Annotated in this window: 17 protein-coding genes; 11 read left to right on the top strand and 6 right to left on the bottom strand. The window is 67.7% G+C overall.

Annotation, left to right across the window (positions count from 1 at the left end; translation table 11 throughout):
• Positions 1 to 50 precede the first annotated feature (50 nt).
• Positions 51 to 2591, top strand: coding sequence for a methyl-accepting chemotaxis protein (locus tag ACZLIF_RS18075; RefSeq protein WP_128987753.1), 2541 nt, complete (start codon positions 51 to 53; stop codon positions 2589 to 2591).
• 79 nt (positions 2592 to 2670) lie between these two features.
• On the opposite strand, the gene ACZLIF_RS18070 is transcribed toward ACZLIF_RS18075, so the two are convergent.
• Positions 2671 to 3057, bottom strand: a complete 387-nt coding sequence (locus ACZLIF_RS18070; protein ID WP_128987754.1) for a DUF2628 domain-containing protein — start codon at positions 3055 to 3057, stop codon at positions 2671 to 2673.
• A 215-nt stretch (positions 3058 to 3272) separates the two neighbouring features.
• On the opposite strand from ACZLIF_RS18070, the gene ACZLIF_RS18065 reads away from it, so the two are divergent.
• The 6 genes from ACZLIF_RS18065 to hemC all read left to right on the top strand — a co-directional run bounded on the left by ACZLIF_RS18065 (position 3273) and on the right by hemC (position 9722).
• Positions 3273 to 3443, top strand: coding sequence for a hypothetical protein (locus tag ACZLIF_RS18065; protein WP_164972337.1), 171 nt, complete (start codon positions 3273 to 3275; stop codon positions 3441 to 3443).
• 383 nt (positions 3444 to 3826) lie between these two features.
• Positions 3827 to 5752, top strand: a complete 1926-nt coding sequence (gene mdoH, locus ACZLIF_RS18060; protein ID WP_053517189.1) for a glucans biosynthesis glucosyltransferase MdoH — start codon at positions 3827 to 3829, stop codon at positions 5750 to 5752.
• 50 nt (positions 5753 to 5802) lie between these two features.
• Positions 5803 to 6462: an alpha/beta hydrolase gene (locus ACZLIF_RS18055; RefSeq protein ID WP_065174484.1), complete on the top strand. Its 660-nt coding sequence runs from the start codon at positions 5803 to 5805 to the stop codon at positions 6460 to 6462.
• Between the two features lie 3 nt (positions 6463 to 6465).
• Positions 6466 to 7509, top strand: coding sequence for a sensor histidine kinase (locus tag ACZLIF_RS18050; protein ID WP_053517194.1), 1044 nt, complete (start codon positions 6466 to 6468; stop codon positions 7507 to 7509).
• 10 nt (positions 7510 to 7519) lie between these two features.
• Positions 7520 to 8251: a LytR/AlgR family response regulator transcription factor gene (locus ACZLIF_RS18045; protein ID WP_053517196.1), complete on the top strand. Its 732-nt coding sequence runs from the start codon at positions 7520 to 7522 to the stop codon at positions 8249 to 8251.
• A 559-nt stretch (positions 8252 to 8810) separates the two neighbouring features.
• Positions 8811 to 9722, top strand: coding sequence for a hydroxymethylbilane synthase (hemC, locus tag ACZLIF_RS18040; RefSeq protein WP_065181615.1), 912 nt, complete (start codon positions 8811 to 8813; stop codon positions 9720 to 9722).
• A gap of 68 nt (positions 9723 to 9790) precedes the next feature.
• Here the strand turns inward: hemC and ACZLIF_RS18035 are convergent, their stop codons facing one another.
• Positions 9791 to 10567: a DUF481 domain-containing protein gene (locus ACZLIF_RS18035; protein ID WP_065175204.1), complete on the bottom strand. Its 777-nt coding sequence runs from the start codon at positions 10565 to 10567 to the stop codon at positions 9791 to 9793.
• Between the two features lie 106 nt (positions 10568 to 10673).
• Positions 10674 to 11276: a LolA family protein gene (locus tag ACZLIF_RS18030; RefSeq protein ID WP_065175203.1), complete on the bottom strand. Its 603-nt coding sequence runs from the start codon at positions 11274 to 11276 to the stop codon at positions 10674 to 10676.
• A gap of 83 nt (positions 11277 to 11359) precedes the next feature.
• Between ACZLIF_RS18030 and ACZLIF_RS18025 the strand changes: the two genes are divergently transcribed.
• Both ACZLIF_RS18025 and ACZLIF_RS18020 read left to right on the top strand, forming a co-directional pair.
• Positions 11360 to 12331 carry a helix-turn-helix transcriptional regulator gene (locus tag ACZLIF_RS18025; RefSeq protein WP_053520325.1) on the top strand — a complete coding sequence of 324 codons (972 nt, stop codon included), beginning with the start codon at positions 11360 to 11362 and terminating at the stop codon, positions 12329 to 12331.
• Positions 12332 to 12356: 25 nt separating this feature from the next.
• Complete coding sequence (locus tag ACZLIF_RS18020; protein ID WP_053520324.1) at positions 12357 to 13151, top strand: MetQ/NlpA family ABC transporter substrate-binding protein; 795 nt, start codon at positions 12357 to 12359, stop codon at positions 13149 to 13151.
• 73 nt (positions 13152 to 13224) lie between these two features.
• Here the strand turns inward: ACZLIF_RS18020 and glpK are convergent, their stop codons facing one another.
• The 3 genes from glpK to ACZLIF_RS18005 all read right to left on the bottom strand — a co-directional run bounded on the left by glpK (position 13225) and on the right by ACZLIF_RS18005 (position 17093).
• Positions 13225 to 14724: a glycerol kinase GlpK gene (gene glpK, locus ACZLIF_RS18015; protein WP_128990607.1), complete on the bottom strand. Its 1500-nt coding sequence runs from the start codon at positions 14722 to 14724 to the stop codon at positions 13225 to 13227.
• A 63-nt stretch (positions 14725 to 14787) separates the two neighbouring features.
• On the bottom strand, positions 14788 to 16299 hold the full coding sequence (glpD, locus tag ACZLIF_RS18010; RefSeq protein ID WP_128990605.1) for a glycerol-3-phosphate dehydrogenase: 1512 nt from the start codon (positions 16297 to 16299) through the stop codon (positions 14788 to 14790).
• Positions 16300 to 16457: 158 nt separating this feature from the next.
• Positions 16458 to 17093, bottom strand: a complete 636-nt coding sequence (locus tag ACZLIF_RS18005; RefSeq protein WP_053520322.1) for an OmpW/AlkL family protein — start codon at positions 17091 to 17093, stop codon at positions 16458 to 16460.
• 187 nt (positions 17094 to 17280) lie between these two features.
• On the opposite strand from ACZLIF_RS18005, the gene ACZLIF_RS18000 reads away from it, so the two are divergent.
• Both ACZLIF_RS18000 and aceF read left to right on the top strand, forming a co-directional pair.
• On the top strand, positions 17281 to 17796 hold the full coding sequence (locus ACZLIF_RS18000) for a DNA-deoxyinosine glycosylase (RefSeq protein WP_128990603.1): 516 nt from the start codon (positions 17281 to 17283) through the stop codon (positions 17794 to 17796).
• Positions 17797 to 17963: 167 nt separating this feature from the next.
• Positions 17964 to 19676 carry a dihydrolipoyllysine-residue acetyltransferase gene (gene aceF, locus ACZLIF_RS17995; RefSeq protein WP_478462165.1) on the top strand — a complete coding sequence of 571 codons (1713 nt, stop codon included), beginning with the start codon at positions 17964 to 17966 and terminating at the stop codon, positions 19674 to 19676.
• The last annotated feature ends 1 nt before the right edge of the window (position 19677 follow it).

Below are 19677 nucleotides of genomic sequence, written 5' to 3'. Positions count from 1 at the left end.
GCGGCGCCAACGCGGTGCCGGATGTCCTGACCTGCCTTGCGGACCCTCCCATGCCGTCTTCCCGCTCCGCCGCTGCCCGTCGTCCGGGCAGCATCGCCCACAAGCTGATGCTGGGCACCGCTGCCATCGCGCTGTTGTGCTTCGGCCTGACCGCCTTTCTGATCTACCGCCAGGCCAGTGCCAGCCTGATCAACGCGTCGCGGCAGACCATGGCCAGCGAGGCGCAGGCCGAAGCACGCCAGGTCGCGGCCGATCTGGGCACCGCCTTCGCCAGTAACGATGCCATGGTCGAGGCCGTCCTGGCCCAGCGCTCGCGGGGCGACCAGCCTGATCGTGCCAGCCTGGCGGCCGTGCTCGGCGAACAGCTGCGCGCGCACCCGGAGTGGCTGGGCAAGAGCACCATGTGGGAGGCCGATGCCTTCGATGGCAAGGACGCGGAGTTCGTCAACAGCGAGGCCCATGACGCCACGGGTCGCTACATGAGCTACTGGGCCTGGCAGGATGGCAAACCGCAGCAGTCGGTGATGACCGACTACACCGACACCGCCAGCGGGTCCGGTGACTGGTACATGGGGCCGAGCCGCGACAAGCTGCCCAAGGTGAGCGAGCCCTATGCCTATGAGATCGCCGGCCAGAAGGTGCTGATGAGCACCCTGAGCACGCCCATCGTGGAGAACGGCACGTTCCTCGGCGTGTTCACCGTCGATTTCTCGCTGGCGGCGCTGCAGAAGCATCTGGCGACGCTTGCGCCGATGGGAGCAGGCCGCGTTGAACTGCTTTCGCCCAAGGGCGTAGTCCTGGCTTCGGCCGACGCCGCCGAGATCGGCAAGCCGCGCACCGATGCCTTCACTCGCGACATGCTGGCCGCAATCGCGGCCGACAGGACCGTCGAAGCGTTCGAGCCGGATGCCGCCGGCAATGTGCGCCTGTACGTGCCACTGCGGGTTGGCGATGCCCCGCAGCGCTTCGCGCTGGGTGTGGTGGTGCCGCATGCCGTGATCGTGGCCGAGGCTCGCCAGCTGCTGTGGCTGACGCTGCTGGTCGGCGTGCTGGCCGCGCTGACATTGAGCGCCGGCGTCTACCTGCTGCTGCGTCACATGGCGATCCGGCCGCTGGCGCAGGCGGTACGCATTGCAGGTGACGTGGCGGCGGGCAAGCTGGACACCGCGCTGCCGGCGCGCGGCAACGATGAGGTCGGGCGCCTGCTCGAGGCGATGCAGGGCATGCGGGGACAGCTGCAGGCTGTGATGGCGGCGCAGGCGGAGATGGCACGCCGCCATGATGCGGGCGAGCTCAGTTACCGGATGGACGCGGCGGCCTTCCCGGGGGAGTACGGTCGCATGGTGGCCGACAGCAATCAGCTGGTGGCGTCCAGCAATGCGGTCACCCAGCGGCTGGTGGACGTGATGCAGCGCTACGCGGTGGGCGATCTGAGCGTGGACATGGAGCCGCTGCCGGGCGAGAAGGCGGTGTTCACCGCCGCCATGGCCACCACCAAGAGCAACCTTGCGGCGATCAACGAGCAGATCCAGCAGCTGGCCGCCGCTGCTGCCGCCGGCGACTTTGCCGTGCGTGGTGACAGTGAGCGGTTCGAGCACGATTTCCGCCGCATGGTGACCACGCTGAACGCGATGATGCAGGCCAGCGACCACAACCTCGCGGCGCTTTCCACGCTGCTGCGCGCCATCGCCGCCGGCGATCTCAGTGCACGCATGCAGGGCGACTTCCATGGTGTGTTCGCGGTGATGCGCGACGATGCCAACAGCACCGCGCAACAGCTGACCCATATCGTCGGCCAGATCCAGCAGTCAGCGGCGAGCATCCGCCTGGCGGCCGGCGAGATCGCCGCGGGCAACAGCGATCTGTCGCGTCGCACAGAACTGCAGGCGGCCAACCTGGAAGAAACGGCAGCGTCGATGGAGGAGTTGACCTCCACCGTGCGCCAGAATGCCGATCATGCCCTGCAGGCGAACACGTTGGCCGCATCGGCGGCGGACGTGGCCAGCGAAGGCGGAAAGGTGGTCGGCCAGGTGGTACAGACCATGCAGCAGATCGAAACCTCATCGCAGCGCATCGCCGAGATCATCTCGGTGATCGACGGCATCGCCTTCCAGACCAACATCCTGGCCCTGAACGCCGCCGTTGAGGCCGCGCGTGCGGGCGAGCAGGGACGCGGCTTCGCCGTGGTGGCCAGCGAAGTGCGCGCGCTGGCCCAGCGCTCGGCCGCAGCGGCGAAGGAGATCAAGGGGCTGATTGACGCATCGGTGGCCCAGGTCGGCAGCGGTGCGCAGCTGGTGCACCGTGCAGGCAACACCATGCAGGAGATCGTCGGCCAGGTCGGGCGGGTCAACGAGATCATGGCCGAGATCTCGGCCGCCTCGCGCGAGCAGTCGGCCGGCATCGAGCAGGTCAACCAGACCGTGGTGCAGATGGATGAAACCACCCAGCAGAATGCGGCGCTGGTGGAAGAGGCCAGTGCTGCCGCGCGCGCGATGGAAGAGCAGGCCGAGCAGCTTGCGGTGGCGGTGTCCCGCTTCCGGCTGCAGTCGGAAGCGGGCACGGGCACGACGGCCACGCTGCGCGCTGCCTGATGCCGGAAACGAAGACGCCCGGCGGGGGCCGGGCGTCGGTTGCATCCTTGCCGCGCGTCCGTGCGCAGGTCTGAGTGGCTCAGAACATTCCTTCAAACGGGTTCCAGCCGGTCCGGCCTTCCACCTTCTCCAGGTAATAGCTGTAGTTGGTGCTGGAGGCGACCAGGACATTGAAGGCGATGAACACCGCGCGGCCGACGATGTCGGGCAGGAACATCGTGATGGCCGCCAGGGCGATGGCGATGCCGATCACCACCAGCGCCTTGCGCCACATGCCCAGGATCAGCAGGTAGATGGGGCCGAAGAACAGGGCAAAGATGTTCAGGTTGATCTTCAGGCGGTCGCCGAAGGACAGGGCCCGCCAGGCCTGCTTGAAGCCGGGCTCCTTGGGCGCGCCGTGCTGGCGGTAGAAGTTGAAGCGGAATTGCCACTTGGGGCTGAAGTGGGTGAGGTCGACGGTATTCATGGGAGGAACTTCCCTGTGAGAAAACGTTTTCATGCTACCGGAAATGCCTATTCAGGATCCAGCGCTGCGTGCCTGGAACGTGACGCATGCCCTTTGCAGGCGCAGGCCTCACCGGCTTGCACGTCACCCATCCGCCTTGTTTTTAGGATAGGGTGCGCAGTTCCGCTGCCGCCCGGTTGGACCCGCGCGGCAGCGGGGATGTCCACGGAGGTTGCATGACCACACCCGCTACACCGGAAAACGCACCGGGACCGGTGCTTCTGCCCACACCCGAAGTGGTGCAGGCCCAACAACTGCTCGCCCGCCAGCAACTGGCGGTGGCGATGGACCGTGCGCGCACCGCTGCCCTGCAGGACGCGGCCGGCGTCGTCCTGCAGGACGAGTAACGCGCGCTGCTGAAGTACGATCGATCGCGTTGGCCCCGTCGCCAGCGCGATCGCCGAGGGATGTGCCGCCGCCCGTTTTGCTCGATCCAATTGTGGTCGATCCGGCAGGCCGTCGGCAGCCTCGCCTGCTGTTTGCTGAATGGGGAGAAATCCCGGCGTAGGCCTTCGCACCCGGCTTACATGTAGCGGCCTAGACTGGGCCGCATTTTCGATTCCGCCCCGTTGGAGATCGTGTGGGTTCCGGTAGTGACAGACAGCGACTGCGCAGCCTCAGGCCGACGCAGCCAGGACAAGTGCGGGCGCCGGGAAGGCGCGCCGGGAACCTTCGTGCATGCAGCCTGGCCGGGACGGCCGGCCATGCCGACTGCGCGGAGTAGGCGCCGATGGGGGTGCAGACCATCCATGCGGAGGCGGAATCGCCCGGGCCTGACGCCGGCTGGGCGCTGCTGCCTGCCGAAGTGCCCTTGCCGATGCCCGAGCAGACCCTGCGCGAAGGGCAGCTCAGGGTGCGCCGGCACCGCACCTCGCCACGCCTGATCGGCCTGCGTCGGCTGTACATCCTGGGCGGCACGCTGGTGATGACCGCAGCGGCCACCCGGATGATGTGGCGGGTGTTGTCGGTCAACGGCATCAGCGTGCTCGAAGCCTGCCTGCTGGTGCTGTTCGTGGGCCTGTTCGCCTGGATCGCGCTGTCGTTCGCCAGCGCGGTGGCAGGCTTCCTCACCGCCGTGTTCGACCGTGGCTATCGCCTGGGCATTGATCCGGACAAGCCGCTGCCCACCGTGCACAGCCGCACGGCGCTGCTGATGCCGACCTACAACGAGGATCCGCGCCGGCTGCTGGCCGGCCTGCGTGCGATCTACGAATCGGTGGCGGCCACCGGCCAGCTGGAGCGTTTCGACTTCTTCGTGCTCAGTGACACCCGCCGTGACGATATCGCGCGGGCCGAAGAGCAGGTCTTCGCCGAGCTCCGCGAGCAGGTGCCCGACGGCCGCGTGCGGCTGTTCTACCGCCGTCGTGGCGACAACAGCGGCCGCAAGGCGGGCAACATCGCCGACTGGGTGCGCCGCTTCGGCGGGGCCTACCCGCAGATGCTGATCCTGGACGCCGACAGCCTGATGACCGGCGACAGCATCGTGCGCCTGGTGGCCGGCATGGAACACAACGCTGACGTCGGCCTGATCCAGACCCTGCCGTCGGTGATCGGCGGACGCACCCTGTTCGCCCGCATGCAGCAGTTCGGCGGCCGCGTCTACGGGCCGGTGATCGCCCGGGGCGTGGCCTGGTGGCACGGCGCTGAAAGCAACTACTGGGGCCACAACGCCATCATCCGCACCCGTGCCTTCGCCGACCATGCCGGCCTGCCATCGCTCCCTGGGCGCAAGCCGTTCGGCGGCCACGTGCTCAGCCACGACTTCGTCGAAGCCGCGCTGATGCGGCGTGGCGGCTGGGCCGCGCACATGGTGCCGTACCTGGGGGGCAGCTATGAGGAAGGCCCGCCGACCCTGACCGACCTGCTGGTGCGCGACCGCCGCTGGTGCCAGGGCAACCTGCAGCACGGCAAGGTGGTCGGCAGCCGCGGCCTGCACTGGATCAGCCGCATGCACATGCTGATCGGCATCGGCCACTACTTCACTGCGCCCATGTGGGCGATGCTGATGCTGATCGGCATCGCCATCCCGCTGTTCCAGGAAGGCATCGACTTCAATGCCGTGCTGCACCTGGCGCCCGGCGTGTACTGGCGCGCGCAGGACGAGCAGCAGGTGGTGCGCCTGTTCGCCGCCACCATGGCGGTACTGCTGATGCCCAAGGTGCTGGGCTACCTGGCGATGCTGCTGGACCCGGTGGATCGTCGTGGCTGCGGCGGTGCGTTCCGTGCCTTCGTGTCGATGCTGGTGGAGACCGTGCTGGCGGCACTGATGGCGCCGGTGGTCATGTATGTGCAGTCCCGCGGCGTGGCCGAAGTGCTGTCCGGACGCGACTCGGGGTGGGACGCCCAGCAGCGCGACGACGGTGGCATTTCCTGGATGGCGCTGGTGCGCGGTTACGGCGGCCTGGGCCTGTTCGGCGCCTTCATGGGCGTGCTGGCCTGGCTGGTCTCGCCGTCGCTGGCGGCATGGATGGCGCCGGTGGTGATCGGCATGGTGCTGGCCATCCCGGTGGTCGCACTGACCTCGTCGCGCGGTCCCGGTGCGTTCCTGCACCGGCTGGGCCTGCTCGACATCCCCGAGGAGAACATTCCGCCGCCGGTGCTGGTACGCGCCGCGCAGCTGCGCCGGGAAGCGGCCGAACAGCCACCGCTGTACTGATCGCCCCACACCGGCGGCATAATGCGGCTCGCATCTGAAGGAGCCGCAACATGCTGCAAACGGTGGAACAGGAAACCGGCGCCTCGCCGCAGTGGTCGGTGATCTGGCTGCACGGCCTCGGCGCCGATGGCCATGACTTCGCCCCGATCGTTCCGGAGCTGGTGCGTCCGCACTGGCCGGCGCTGCGCTTCGTGTTCCCGCACGCCCCGGTGCGGCCGATCACGATCAACAACGGTGTGCCGATGCGCGGCTGGTACGACATTGTCGGCATGGATTTCCGTTCCCGCGCCGACATGGCCGGCGTGCGCGAATCGGTGGCCCAGGTAGAGGCCCTGATCGCCCGCGAGATCGAGCGGGGCATCACGCCGGAGCAGATCTTCCTGGCCGGCTTCTCGCAGGGGGGCGCGATCATTCTTACCGCCGCGCTGTCGCGCACGGCGCCGCTGGCCGGGCTGATCGCGCTGTCCACCTACCTGCCCGACGCGGACAGCGCCGAGCGCGTGGCTACCGCAGTGGACGTGCCGGTGTTCATGGCCCACGGCAGCGGCGACCCGGTCATTCCGCAGGCGGTAGCCGCACACAGCGCGCAGGCGCTGCGCGCGTTGGGCCTGCAGGTGCAGTGGCACAGCTACCCGATGGCGCACCAGGTCTGTGCCGAGGAGATCGATGCCCTGGGTGACTGGCTGCAGGAACGCCTGGGCGTCGCCTGACCCATGTCTCCGGCCAGCACGCCTCCCTGGATGCCGGAACTGTGCCGCCTGCGGCGGCTGGCGGCGATGCTCGGCCTGGCCGAGCTGGTGGTGGTGCTGCTGGCCCTGGCGCCCGATGGCAGCCGTCACTGGACGGTGGGCGAGCTGCTTTCGGCCAGCGGTTTCGCACTCTGGCTGGCGCTGGCGGTGACCGCCAGCCTGTGCATGCTGCGGCAGGCGCTGTCGAGGCTGCCACCGCTGCTGGGCGCCGCTGCGGCGATCGCACTGGCGGCGCTGATCGCCGTGGTCTGCGCGGGCATCATCCACGCGCTGTATGCCGTGCTGGGCGACAGCTTCGCCCGTGGCATCAGCTTCTGGCGCTTCACCCTTGGCAGTGCGGCCACCAGCGCACTGATCAGCGCGCTGGCCCTGCGCTACTTCTACGTGAGCGACCGCTGGGCCGCGCAGGTGCAGGCCAACGCACGTGCACAGGCCGATGCACTGCAGGCCCGGATCCGTCCGCATTTCCTGTTCAACAGCATGAATCTGATCGCCAGTCTGCTGCATCGTGATCCGGCGGTGGCCGAACGCGCCGTGCTGGACCTGTCCGATCTGTTCCGCGCGGCGCTGGGGGCGGGCGATGGAGATTCCACCCTGCAGGCCGAATGCGAGCTGGCCGAGCGTTACCTGTCGATCGAGTCGCTGCGCCTGGGAGAGCGCCTGCAGGTGCATTGGCAGCGTGACGAGCCGCTGCCGTGGGAGCAGCCGCTGCCGCGGCTGGTGTTGCAGCCACTGGTGGAAAATGCAGTGCTGCATGGCATTTCGCGGTTGCCGGAAGGTGGCACCGTCGAGCTGCACGTGGCGCGCGAAGGCAACGAGCTGCACATCCGCGTACGCAATCCCGCTCCCGATCCACAGATGCCGGGGCTGGCCCTGGCACGCGGCGCCGGGCATGCCCAGCACAGCATCGGTCATCGCCTGGCGTGGCGCTTCGGCAGTGCCGCACGGATGACGGCCGGCTGGAGCGAGGGCTACTATGCCTGCCAGGTGACGGTGCCGATCCAGTGAGGGAACGATCGTGAGGGTAGTCATCGCCGATGACGAACCGCTGGCGCGCGAGCGCCTGCGCAGCCTGCTGGCCGCGCAGGAGGGGGTGGACGTGGTGGCCGAGGCCGGTAACGGCGAGCAGGCCCTGCACGCCTGCGCGGAACTGCAGCCGGACCTGGTGCTGCTGGACATCGCGATGCCCGGACTGGATGGGCTGGAAGCGGCCCGTCACCTGGCCAGCTTCGAGCCACGCCCGGCGGTGGTGTTCTGTACGGCATATGACGCGCATGCCTTGTCGGCATTCGAAGCGGCGGCCATCGACTACCTGATGAAGCCGGTGCGTGCCGAGCGGCTGGCAGCGGCCATCGCGCGCGCACGGACCTTTCTGGCCGGGCGCGGGGGGCAGCCACAGCACGACGCGGGGCAACAGGCACGCAGCATGCTGTGCGCCCGGCTGCGGGGCAGCCTGCGGCTGATTCCACTGGATGACATCCATTACCTGCAGGCCGAGGAAAAGTACGTGGTGGTGCACCACGCGCGTGGTGAGGACCTGATCGAGGAGTCGCTGAAGTCGCTGGAGGAGGAATTCGCCAGCCGCTTCGTGCGCATCCACCGCAACTGTCTGGTGGCGCGGCACGAACTGGTGGAACTGCGTCGTGGCGTGGGCGGGCAGGTGCAGGCGGTGCTCCGGCATGGCAAGCAGCCGCTGGAGGTCAGCCGCCGCTGTGTGGCGACGCTGAAGCAGGAACTGCGGCATCTGTGAGTGTCCGGCGCGGCCTGCGGCCGCGACTGCTTGCGGGCAACGTCTGAAGCAACAGCAACTGCAGGTTGTGTTCGGCTCTGAGTTGTTGCGTGTTGGGTGAGTCGGGATGGGCGGGCGAGACACGCCGTAAACCCATCCATGGGGGCTCGATGGCGCCATCCATGGCGCCAACGGTCCCGCCCGCCCATCCCGACTCACCCTCGCGAATTTCCCGGTGACGGACGGCAAAAGCGTTGGTGATATCGGATGGGAGAGAGGGGTCAGATTCCTTTTCCTGCGGAAAAGCAATCTGACCCCAGGAGCCGCTGGCTGTTGCTTCTGCTTCTTTCTTTTGATCTTCCGTGGCTGGCGCACACGGAAACTGTCAGAGGCCGGGCGGGGTGGGTTGCGCAGGGGCGTGAGCCGCATGGATGCGGCGACCGAGCTTACATGGACGTACTTGCAGCGGCCCCTGCGCAGCCCATCCCGCCCGGCCAAGCGCAATGATCCAGTAGTCCGCACCAGCCACGAGGGGCTCCGCCGTTGGCCGTATCCGCGCCGAAGGCGCGATAATGACCGGATGGAAACCGTCCGCATCGCCACCCGCAAGAGCCCGCTCGCCCTCTGGCAGAGCGAACACGTCGCCGACCGCCTCCGCCAGGCCCATCCCGGCCTGCATGTGGAGCTGGTCCCGATGAGCACGCGCGGCGATGAAGTGCTCGACCGCTCGCTGGCCGCCATCGGTGGCAAGGGCCTGTTCCTGAAGGAACTGGAGCTGGCCATCCTGCGCGGCGACGCCGACTGCGCCGTGCATTCGCTGAAGGATGTGCCGATGGAACTGGATGCGCCGTTCGTGCTGCCGGCCATGCTGCCCCGTCATGACCCGGCCGACGGCTTCGTCTCCAACCTCTATGCCTCGCTTGATGCGTTGCCCATCGGCGCGCGCGTCGGCACGTCCTCGCTGCGCCGCCAGGCCCAGCTGCGTGCGCTGCGCCCGGACCTGGAACTGCTGGACCTGCGTGGCAACGTCAATACGCGCTTGGCCAAGCTCGACAACGGGGGCTACGACGCCATCGTGCTGGCCGTCGCCGGGCTGGAGCGCCTGGGACTGGGTGATCGGATCGTGCTGCGCCTGCAGCCGCCGCATTGGCTGCCGGCGCCGGCGCAGGGCGCCGTGGCCGTGGAGTGCGATGGCAGCAATGCGCCGCTGATGGCCCTGTTCGCTGTGCTCGATGACGCCGCGACGCGCGCCTGCGTGGAAGCGGAGCGGGCAATGAACCGCGCGCTGCATGGCAGCTGCCATGTGCCGGTGGCGGCGATCGCGCAGTGGCAGGGGCAGGACCTGCACCTGCAGGGGCTGGTTGGCAGCGCCAGCGATGGCCGTGCGGTGCGCGCCGAAGGCGTGGGCCCGGCCAGCGACCCGGACGCGCTGGGCCAGCGCGTGGCGCAGAGGCTGCTCGATGGCGGGGCGGGTGAGCTGCTGAACGCCTGACCCGGCCGATTCCCTCGGCCAGGCGCTGCGGAACAGAAACGAAAACGGGCGCCAGGCGCCCGTTTCGCTTATTTGAACTTGTAGACCACGTTCATGGTGGTCAGCGTATCGGTCTTGCGCTTGTCCACCGCGACGTCGCTGTTGTAGCGGGCCTGCCAGCCGGCCTTCAAGGCCAGGTGTTCATTCATGCTCACCGACAGGCCGAAATCGTTCTGGCCGAAGGTGTTGTACGACCCCGATTCGACCAGCAGCGTGTTGACCAGATCGGTGTTCTCGGTAAGCGAGTACTTCATGTCGAACAGGCCACGACCGATCAGCCCGGTACGGGTGCGATCATCCTCGGTGCTGTGGGTGCGGCGCACACCGGGGCCGACCTGGGCATCGAAATAGAAGCGCTCGGTACTCCACAGGCGGGTGCCGTAACCCAGACCGAACGAGCTCTGGCGGTCGTAGGTGGCGAAGTCATCGCGCTCGGTACGCACCGTGGCGGTCAGCTGGCGGTGCTCGCCCAGCTGCAGCGCGCTGCCGGCGCTGCCGGTGTAGCGGTTGGCGGTGGTGTTGTTGCGGCGGGTGGTGGTGCCGTCGTCGTTGGTCTCGGTCACCTTGGAGCTGGAACGCAGGCCGAACAGGTCCATGCTGTGCACCCAGTCACCGTCGGTGTAGCGCAGGCGCAGGCGGCCGTTGAAGCTCTCGGTGCTGCTGTTGCCGCGTGCCGAGGCGAAGCCGAGCTCGCCGCCGCTGCCGCTCCAGGGCGAGGACATCGCCGCCAGTTCGGATGCATCCTGCGCGTATGCCAGCGGGGCGCAGAGCAGCAGGGGAATCAGCAGGGACACGCGCAGGGACATCGAGGCTTCTCCGAAGCGGTTAACAACCCGTGATGATACTGGAAGCGTGATGGCCGTCCGCCCCATGGCGCTGGCCGCTTCAGCAGGCGTTGTCACCGCTCCCCATTCAGGGCAGCTCGATGCGGAGGGAGGGGTCGTTGAAGCGCGAATAGCGCAGGCGCAGCTGGAACACCTTGCCGTTGCTGCTGCCGCTGCGCACGATCTGGCGTGGCAGGCCCTGCCCATCCACCCAGTACTCCAGGCGCTCGCCGGGGCCGGCGCCACGCAACCGGTAGCGGCGGGTCTGGACCCCGTCCAGCGTCTGGCTGCCCAGATCCTCGGCCTGCAGCGCCGCGGGCGCGACGTCGGCCGGCAGCGGCGTCCGCCATTGCTCGAGCAGACCGGGCGGCGTCGGCACCTGGCGGATGGCCCCGTCGGCCTGCAGGAACATCGTGTCACCGATGATGGTCTGTGCACCGGCCGCCGTCTGTACCCGGAATCGGTCCGGGGCCACGAAGTCCATCGCACTGCGGACCGGCTGTGGCGTACCCAGCACTTCCAGTTCCGCGTGGAAGCTGCGCAGGGCGGCGAACCGTTGGCTGGCGGCCAGTACCGCCTGCGCCGGGTCGGCCTGCGGAACGACCGCGTCGCCGCCGGACGGCGCTGGGGGGCGACCACAGGCAGCCAGCAGCAGGCAGGCCAGCAGGGGCAGGGCGGGCAACCGGCGCATGGGAGGGCTTTCGCAGAGGGCGGGGCGCCCACGATAGCCCAAACCCCCCACACAAGACCCGCGACTCGGACATAATCGGGGGCATGGACCGATACGAACGCATCACCGCCCTGCATCGTCTGCTCAAGTCCGCGCGCTATCCGGTGACGGTGGCGACCCTGCAGGACAAGCTCGGTTGTTCCCGTGCCACCGTCTACCGCGACCTGGCGTTCCTGCGCGACGCGCTGATGGCGCCGATCGAGGGCGATGGCGAGGCCGGCTTCCGCTATCACGCCGACGAAAGCGACCGCTTCGAACTGCCCGGCCTCTGGCTCAGCTCGGAGGAGCTGCATGCCCTGCTGGCATCGCAGCACCTGCTGGCCCGTACCGGCGGGGGCGTGCTGTCTTCGGTGCTGGCACCGCTGCAGCAGCGCATCGAAAGCCTGCTGGCCGCGCAGGCGGGGGTCTCCAGCTGGCCGGTGGACCGGGTGCGGGTCATTCCGCATCGCGGCCGCAAATTCGACGAAGGCAGCTTCCGCAGCGTGGCTTCGGCCGTGCTCGAGCGGCGCCAGCTGGGCTTCGAGTACCGCGCCCGTTCCACCGACGAACCGACCAAGCGCACTGTTTCGCCGCAGCGCCTGACCCACTACCGCGACAACTGGTACCTCGATGCGTGGGACCACGACCGCGAGGCCCTCCGCAGCTTCGCGGTGGACCGGATCCACAAGGCGCGGGTGATCGACCACACGGCCCGTGACGTGGCCGACAGCGAACTGGACGAGCAGCTGGGTGCCAGCTACGGCATTTTCTCCGGTGCGCCGAAGGGCTGGGCCACCATCCTGTTCAGCGCCAAGGCTGCGCGCTGGGTCGCCGATGAGCACTGGCATTCCAAGCAGCAGGGCCGTTTCCTGGCCGACGGCCGCTATGAACTGAAAGTGCCTTACAGCGTGTCACGCGAACTGCTGATGGATGTGCTGCATTACGGCTCGGATGCCGAGATCGTCGAACCGACGATGCTGCGCGAGCAGGCCAAGGCACTGCTCGAGCTGGCCCTGAGCAACTACGATAGATCCTGACCTCCCCCCGAGAATCATTCCGCCCATGAAGAAGACCCTGTTGCTGCCCCTGCTCGCCGCTGCGCTGGCCCTGACCGCCTGCGGCAAGTCCGGCGAGCCTTCGCAGAAGCTGGTGGTGGCCGCCACGGCCGTGCCGCACGCCGAAATCCTCGAGGTGGTCAAGCCGATCCTCAAACAGGAAGGCGTGGAACTGGACGTGCGCGTGTTCAACGACTACGTGCAGCCCAACGACCAGCTGGTGCAGAAGCAGGTGGACGTGAACTACTTCCAGACCGAGCCGTACCTGGACGCCTACAACCGCGACCGCAAGACCGATCTGGTGACGGTGATCGGCGTGCACATCGAGCCGTTCGGCGCATACTCGCGCAAGATCAAGTCGCTGGCCGAACTGCGCGAAGGCGCGGATGTGGTCATCCCGAATGATCCGAGCAACAACAGCCGGGCGCTGATCCTGCTGCACAAGGCCGGTGTGATCGAGCTGAAGGATCCGACCAATGCGCTGGCAACCCAGCGCGACATCGTCTCCAATCCGAAGCAGCTGAAGTTCCGCGAGCTGGATTCGGCGATGCTGCCCCGCGTACTGGATCAGGTGGACCTGGCCCTGATCAACACCAACTATGCATTGGATGCGGGTCTGAACCCGACCCGGGATGCGCTGGCGATCGAAAGCAAGGACTCGCCGTACGTGAACTTCCTGGTGGCCCGGCCCGACAACAAGGATGATGCGCGCGTGCAGAAGCTGGCCAAGGCGCTCACCAGCGCACAGGTGAAGACGTTCATCGAGACCAAGTACAAGGGTGCCGTGCTGCCGGCGTTCTGATGTTGGGGTAGCGCCGGGCCATGCCCGGCGGATTGGGGATTGATTCGCCGGGCATGGCCCGGCGCTACCGCCCTCAATCGACGTGGAAGGCCAGAGTGGCGGCGACCGCCTGCTGCCACCCGGCATACAGCGCCTCGCGCCGTGCTGCCGGCATCTGCGGCTCGAAACGGCGGTCCAGTCCCCATTGCGCGGCGATCTGTTCGCGGCTTTCCCAGAATCCCACCGCCAGCCCGGCCAGGTAGGCCGCGCCCAGCGCCGTGGTCTCGGTCAGCCGTGGCCGCAGCAGCGGAACGCCGAGAATGTCGGCCTGGAAGCTGGCAAGGAAGTCGTTGCCGATCGCGCCGCCGTCGGCACGCAGCTCGCTCAGGCCGATACCTGCATCGGACTGCATCGCATCGAGCACATCGCGGGTCTGGTAAGCCATTGCTTCCAATGCTGCACGCACGAAGTGCGACCTGCTGGTGCCCCGGGTCAGGCCGAACATCGCTCCACGCACGTCGCTGCGCCAGTACGGCGCCCCCAGGCCCACGAATGCCGGCACCAGATAGACGCCCGCGCTGTTGTCCACCTTCGCGGCCAGCGCTTGGCTGTCGCTGGCCCGATCGATCATGCGCAGGCCATCGCGCAGCCACTGCACCACCGAGCCGGCGATGAAGATCGACCCCTCCAGTGCGTACTCAACGCGCCCGTCCAGGCCCCAGGCGATGGTGGTCAGCAGGCCATTGTGCGAACGCACGGCCTGCGTTCCGGTGTGCATCAGCATGAAGCAGCCGGTGCCGTAGGTGTTCTTCACCATGCCCGGCTGGAAGCAGGCCTGGCCGAACAGCGCGGCCTGCTGGTCGCCAGCGATACCGGCGATCGGAATCGGGTGGTCGAAGAAGAACTGCGGCCGGGTGTGCGCGTACACCGCGCTGGAGTCACGCACCTGCGGCAGCATGGCGCGCGGAATGTCCAGCAGCGCGAGCAGCTCGTCGTCCCAGTCCAGGGTGTGGATGTTGAACAGCAGCGTGCGTGCGGCGTTGCTGTAGTCCGTCACGTGTGCCTGGCCGCCACTGAGATTCCAGACCAGCCAGCTGTCGATGGTGCCGAACAGCAGTTCACCACGCTCCGCGCGCTGTTGTGCGCCTTCCACGTGATCGAGGATCCAGCGCACCTTGGTGGCCGAGAAGTAGGCATCGATCAGCAGGCCGGTGCGTTCACGGATCAGCGCTTCGTGCCCCTGCGAGCGCAACCGCTCGCAGATGGCCTGGCTTTGCCGGGACTGCCAGACGATGGCGTTGTGGATCGGCTGGCCCGTGGCGCGTTCCCAGACCACGGTGGTCTCGCGCTGGTTGGTGATGCCCAGTGCGGCGATGTGGCGCGGGTCGATCTGTTCGCGGCTCAGCAGCTCGGTCAGCGTGGCGTAGACGCTGGTGAGGATCTCGCGCGGGTCATGTTCCACCCAGCCGGGCTGCGGGAAAATCTGGGCGAACTCACGTTGCGCGCTGCCGACGATGTCGCCGGCGTGATCGAACAGGATCGCGCGCGAACTGGTGGTGCCCTGATCGATGGCCAGCACGTAGCGGGGCGTCATGCGGCGTCTCCGGTAGCGATGGGGAAATCCTACTGCATCGGCAGCGACGGGCCATGTCGGGTGTCACCGCGATCGGCCGGGCATGGCCTGGTGCTGCTGTTCCTCCAACCAGTCCTGCAGGCGTGCCACCTGTGCGGTGTCCAGCCGCAGTCCCAGCTTGCTCCGCCGCCACAGTATGTCCTCGGCGGTATGCGCCCATTCGTGATCGCGCAGGAACACGACCTCATGGGCGTGCAGCCCACCGCCGAAGTGTTCGCCGAGATCGTCCATGCCCTGCACCCCGTGCAGCAGCTCGGTGCTGCGGCTGCCATAGGCCTCGGCCCAGCGCCGCGTAGTGTCCTCAGGCAACCACGGTGCGAGTCTCCGCAGGTGAGAGCGTGCCTGCACGGCATCGCCCCAGTCGCTGCCCGGCAGCGGCGTGCCGGCTGCCGTCCATGCCGGCCCCATCTGCGGCAGGTGGGGCCGCAGCAGATCCAGCGCTTCTTCGGCCAGAACGCGGTAGGTGGTCAGCTTCCCCCCCAGCACGTGCACGGCGGGCGCGCCCTGCACCTGCAACTGCAGGCGATAGTCGCGGCTGAGTCGTGCCGCGCGCGGATCCGGGTCGGCCAGCAGCGGGCGCACGCCGGCAAACTGCCAGACCACCTCCGTCGCCGTGATCGGCTGGCGCAGATAGCGGTTGGCCGCCTCGCACAGGTATGTCACTTCCGAAGGCAGCACGTGGCAGCGCGCCGGATCGCCCTGATAGTCGGTGTCGGTGGTACCCACCAGCAGGTGGTCGTGGGTGAAGGGCAGCAGGAATACGACCCGTCCGTCGGGCTGCTGCAGCAGGCAGGCGCTGTCATCGGGCCAGGGCCGGCGCAGCACGATGTGGCTGCCCTGCACCAGGCGCAGGGCCGGTGTGCCGCTGCGCGCCTGCATGCGTTGCAGCAGGCCTCCGGCCCAGGGACCGGCCGCGTTGGCCACGGCATGTGCATGCACCGTCTGCTGCTGTCCCGCTGCATCGACCAGTACCGCCCGCCAGTGTCCCTGCTCGCCGTGCAGTTCGACGCAGCGGGTGCGGACCTGCACACGGGCACCGCGTTGCGCGGCATCCAGCGCGTTGAGCAGGACCAGGCGTGCATCGTCCACCTGCGCGTCGGCATAGCTGAAGGCCTGGTGCAACGATGGCGACAGCCACGTGCCCAACGGGTCGTGTGGCAGGTGCAGTGCGCGCGAAGCCGGAAACGCTGCGCCGCGATGGCCGAGGTGGTCATACAGCCACAGGCCGAGCCGCAGCATCCAGCGTGGCCGCAGGTGGGGTTCCCAGGGCAGCACGAAGCGCAGCGGCCGGACCAGGCAGGGCGCCTGCCTGCGGAGCACATCGCGTTCGCCCAGCGCCTTGCGCACCAGGCCGAACTCGCCCTGTTCCAGGTAGCGCAGCCCGCCATGGACCAGCTTGCTGCTGGCGCTGGAGGTATGTGACGCAAGATCGTGCTGCTCGCAGAGCAGCACGCGCAGGCCGCGGCCTGCAGCGTCGCGTGCGATGCCGGCGCCGTTGATGCCACCTCCGATCACCAGCAGGTCGACGTTGTCCATCCCGATCACCGGCCTTCCGTCCTTTGCAGAGTCAAGCCCTGCTCGACGTCCGGAAAAAAGCAGTCGAGCACGGCCCGACTCTACACAGAACGCGGGTGACGGAAACGACGACGGGCCCCGAAGGGCCCGTCGCGTACAGACAGTGAAGCAGGCGGTGCTTAGAAGCGGGCGCCGATACCCACGCCGACAGTCCACGGATCCAGCTTGGCTTCGCCGATCTTCTCGCCGCCCACCTTGACGTCCGGGCGGGCGCGCATGTAGCGGGCATCAGCACGGGCGAACCAGGTGGAGTTGATGTTCATGTCGACGCCGACGGTGCCGATCACGCCCTTGGCATCCTTCAGGCGGATGTCGGAGCTGCTGCCGTCAGCCAGCGATTCGTTGCTGAAGGCCGACTGGAAGTAGCCCACGCCCACGAACGGACGGAACACGTTGTCGGCCTGGCCGAAGTGGTACTGGCCGCTCAGTGCGACCGGCTGCTGCTCGACGCTGCCCAGGCGGGTGTTGCCCGGACCCTTGACGCGGTGATCGAACTTGTCGGCAGCGCCCCACAGCTCAACGGCCCAGTTGTCGTTGACGTAGTAGCTGAAGCTGACGGTCGGCGCCGGGCCGCCATCGAGCTTCTTGACGCCGGTGATCGGGTCATTCTTCGGCTGCAGCAGCGTGACGCCGCCAACCACGGCAAAATGCTTGCCCGAGGCGGTGTCGGTGGTGCTGCTGTCCTGGGCGAAAGCGGCCGGCGCGAAGGCGGCGGAGGTCAGCAGGGCGAGACTCAGGATACGGATGGAGCGCATGGGGGTATCTCCTAATGTTTCTTGTTTTTGGGCCCCCGGTTGCGGGGCGAGCACACCGTAGTCGCCTCAACATGAATCGAATCCGACGCGCGTTAAAAAATAGTTCGCTCTGTTCAGCGATGAGTTCGAAAAGCCTGTTTTCATGGGGTTTCTGCTCTGGAGGAATGTTCATGCAGTTGCACAAATCGTGAGCGCGCCAACGCTCTGCACCGGCCTGCCCGCGCAGGTGAACACGCGATCGCGCGTGTTGCTGCTTGGTTCGATGCCGGGTGCTGCGTCGCTGCACGCTGGCCAGTACTACGCGCATCCACGCAATCGTTTCTGGCCGCTCATGTCCGATATCTGCGGCTTTGACGCCGGTTTGCCCTATCCGCAACGCATGCGCGCGCTGAACGCCGCCGGTATCGGGGTGTGGGATGTGATCGGCCGATGCGAGCGCCGGGGCAGCTTGGATGCGGACATCGTGCGTGGCACGGAAGTGGCCAACGCGCTGCCGGAACTGATCGCCCTGCTGCCTGAGCTGCAGCTGATCGGCTGCAATGGTGCTGCGTCGATGCAGGCATTCCAGCGCTGGGTGCTGCCTGTCCTGGGGGCGCCACCGCGTGTGCTGGCGCTGCCCTCGACCAGCCCGGCCAATGCGGCCTGGTCGCTGCAGCGCCTGCGTCAGGCCTGGCAGCCGGTGGCCGATGCACTGGCGACATGAAGCGGACATCGTGCGGACAATACGCTACCCACTGGAGGTGCCTGCGCCCCATGGGCAACAGCGTGTCCCGGCTGCGTGCGTACTGAAAACAGCTGTAACGGTTGGCGCTGGCCCCCGCTGGCCGCACAATAGACGTTTCCCTACACCAGATTGCCGGAGTTATCCCCATGGCCGAAATCAAGGAAGCACTTGTCCCCGATATCGGTGACTACAGCGATATCCCGGTAATCGAGGTGCTTGTCGCCGTTGGCGATACGGTCAGGAAGGACCAGGGCCTGGTGACGCTGGAAAGCGACAAGGCGACCATGGAAGTGCCGTCTTCGGTGGCCGGTGTGGTCAAGGAGATCAAGGTCAAGGTGGGTGACACCCTGTCCGAGGGCAAGGTCGTGGCGCTGATCGAAGTGGCGGCAGACGAGGCCGCAGCGCCGGCCGCTCCGGCCCCGGCCCCGGCCAAGGCCGCTGCCCCGGCGGCTGCCACCCAGAGCGCCCCGGCCCCGGCGGCTGCCGCGCCGGCCGCCCCGGCTGCCGGTGGCGGTGCGGTTGAAGCCCGGGTGCCGGACATCGGCGACTACACCGACATCCCGGTCATCGAAGTGCTGGTCGCCGTGGGCGACACCGTGAAGAAGGATCAGGGCCTGGTCACGCTGGAAAGCGACAAGGCGACCATGGAAGTGCCGTCCTCGGTGGCCGGTGTGGTCAAGGAACTGAAGGTCAAGGTGGGGGACACCCTGTCGCAGGGCAATGTGGTGGCCATCATCGAAGCCGAGGGTGCTGCTGCGCCGGCGCCGACCCGCGAAGCGGCTGCGGCGGCCCCGGCCGCTGCCGAGACCGCCACCAAGGTCGAGCCGGTCGCTGTGCCCGCCCAGCCGGACAAGCTGGCGGCTCGTGAGATCGCGTCGGCCGGCGCTCCGTCCAGCCCGCCCGTACAGTTCAACGCCGATGGCGTGCTGCCGGCCAAGGTGCCGTATGCCACCCCGGCGGTGCGCGTGTTCGCCCGCGAGCTGGGCGTGGACCTGCTGCAGATCAGCGGTACCGAGAAGGGCGGGCGCATCACCAAGGGTGACGTGCAGAAATTCGTCAAGGCCGCGCTCAGTGGTGGCGTTCCGGCCGCGGGCGGCATTGCTGCCGCCGCAGGCGGTGGGCTGAACCTGCTGCCGTGGCCGAAGGTCGATTTCAGCAAGTTCGGCGAGACCGAAGTGCAGCCGCTGTCGCGCATCAAGAAGATCTCCGGCGCGAACCTGGCCCGCAACTGGGCGATGATTCCGCACGTCACCCAGTTCGACCAGGCCGACATCACCGATCTGGAAGCACTGCGCGTGGCACTGAACAAGGAGAACGAGAAGGCCGGCATCAAGCTGACCATGCTCGCCTTCCTGATCAAGGCCAGCGCCGCAGCGCTGAAGAAGTTCCCGGAGTTCAACGCCTCGCTGGACGCCAGCGGCGAGAACCTGACCCTGAAGAAGTACTTCAACATCGGGTTCGCCGCCGATACGCCGAACGGCCTGGTCGTGCCGGTGATCCGCGACGTCGACAAGAAGGGCGTGGTGCAGATCGCGCAGGAAACCGGCGAGCTGGCCAAGAAGGCGCGCGACGGCAAGCTGGGCCCGGCCGACATGAGTGGCGGCTGCTTCTCGATCAGCTCGCTGGGCGGGATCGGTGGCACCGCGTTCACCCCGATCGTCAATGCGCCGGAAGTGGCCATCCTGGGCGTGTCCAAGTCCTCCATCCAGCCGGTCTGGAATGGCAAGGAATTCGCACCGAAGCTGCTGCTGCCGCTGTCGCTGAGCTACGACCACCGCGTCATCGATGGCGCCCTGGCCGCACGCTTCACCACGTACCTGTCGCAGGTACTGGCCGACATGCGTCGCGTGCTGCTGTAAG

This window comes from Stenotrophomonas sp. 2201_Sma (assembly GCF_056486685.1).
Note: the sequence above shows the minus strand (reverse complement) of the source record. Positions and strands in the feature narration are given on the sequence as shown.

Coding starts and splice junctions, on each gene's coding strand:
- ACZLIF_RS18025 (WP_053520325.1), top strand. CDS start 11,360: ATGGACCGATACGAACGCATCACCGCCCTGCATCGTCTGCTCAAGTCC.
- hemC (WP_065181615.1), top strand. CDS start 8,811: ATGGAAACCGTCCGCATCGCCACCCGCAAGAGCCCGCTCGCCCTCTGG.
- ACZLIF_RS18030 (WP_065175203.1), bottom strand. CDS start 11,276: ATGCGCCGGTTGCCCGCCCTGCCCCTGCTGGCCTGCCTGCTGCTGGCT.
- ACZLIF_RS18020 (WP_053520324.1), top strand. CDS start 12,357: ATGAAGAAGACCCTGTTGCTGCCCCTGCTCGCCGCTGCGCTGGCCCTG.
- aceF (WP_478462165.1), top strand. CDS start 17,964: ATGGCCGAAATCAAGGAAGCACTTGTCCCCGATATCGGTGACTACAGC.
- ACZLIF_RS18055 (WP_065174484.1), top strand. CDS start 5,803: ATGCTGCAAACGGTGGAACAGGAAACCGGCGCCTCGCCGCAGTGGTCG.
- ACZLIF_RS18070 (WP_128987754.1), bottom strand. CDS start 3,057: ATGAATACCGTCGACCTCACCCACTTCAGCCCCAAGTGGCAATTCCGC.
- glpD (WP_128990605.1), bottom strand. CDS start 16,299: ATGGACAACGTCGACCTGCTGGTGATCGGAGGTGGCATCAACGGCGCC.
- ACZLIF_RS18075 (WP_128987753.1), top strand. CDS start 51: ATGCCGTCTTCCCGCTCCGCCGCTGCCCGTCGTCCGGGCAGCATCGCC.
- ACZLIF_RS18065 (WP_164972337.1), top strand. CDS start 3,273: ATGACCACACCCGCTACACCGGAAAACGCACCGGGACCGGTGCTTCTG.
- mdoH (WP_053517189.1), top strand. CDS start 3,827: ATGGGGGTGCAGACCATCCATGCGGAGGCGGAATCGCCCGGGCCTGAC.
- ACZLIF_RS18035 (WP_065175204.1), bottom strand. CDS start 10,567: ATGTCCCTGCGCGTGTCCCTGCTGATTCCCCTGCTGCTCTGCGCCCCG.
- glpK (WP_128990607.1), bottom strand. CDS start 14,724: ATGACGCCCCGCTACGTGCTGGCCATCGATCAGGGCACCACCAGTTCG.
- ACZLIF_RS18050 (WP_053517194.1), top strand. CDS start 6,466: ATGTCTCCGGCCAGCACGCCTCCCTGGATGCCGGAACTGTGCCGCCTG.
- ACZLIF_RS18005 (WP_053520322.1), bottom strand. CDS start 17,093: ATGCGCTCCATCCGTATCCTGAGTCTCGCCCTGCTGACCTCCGCCGCC.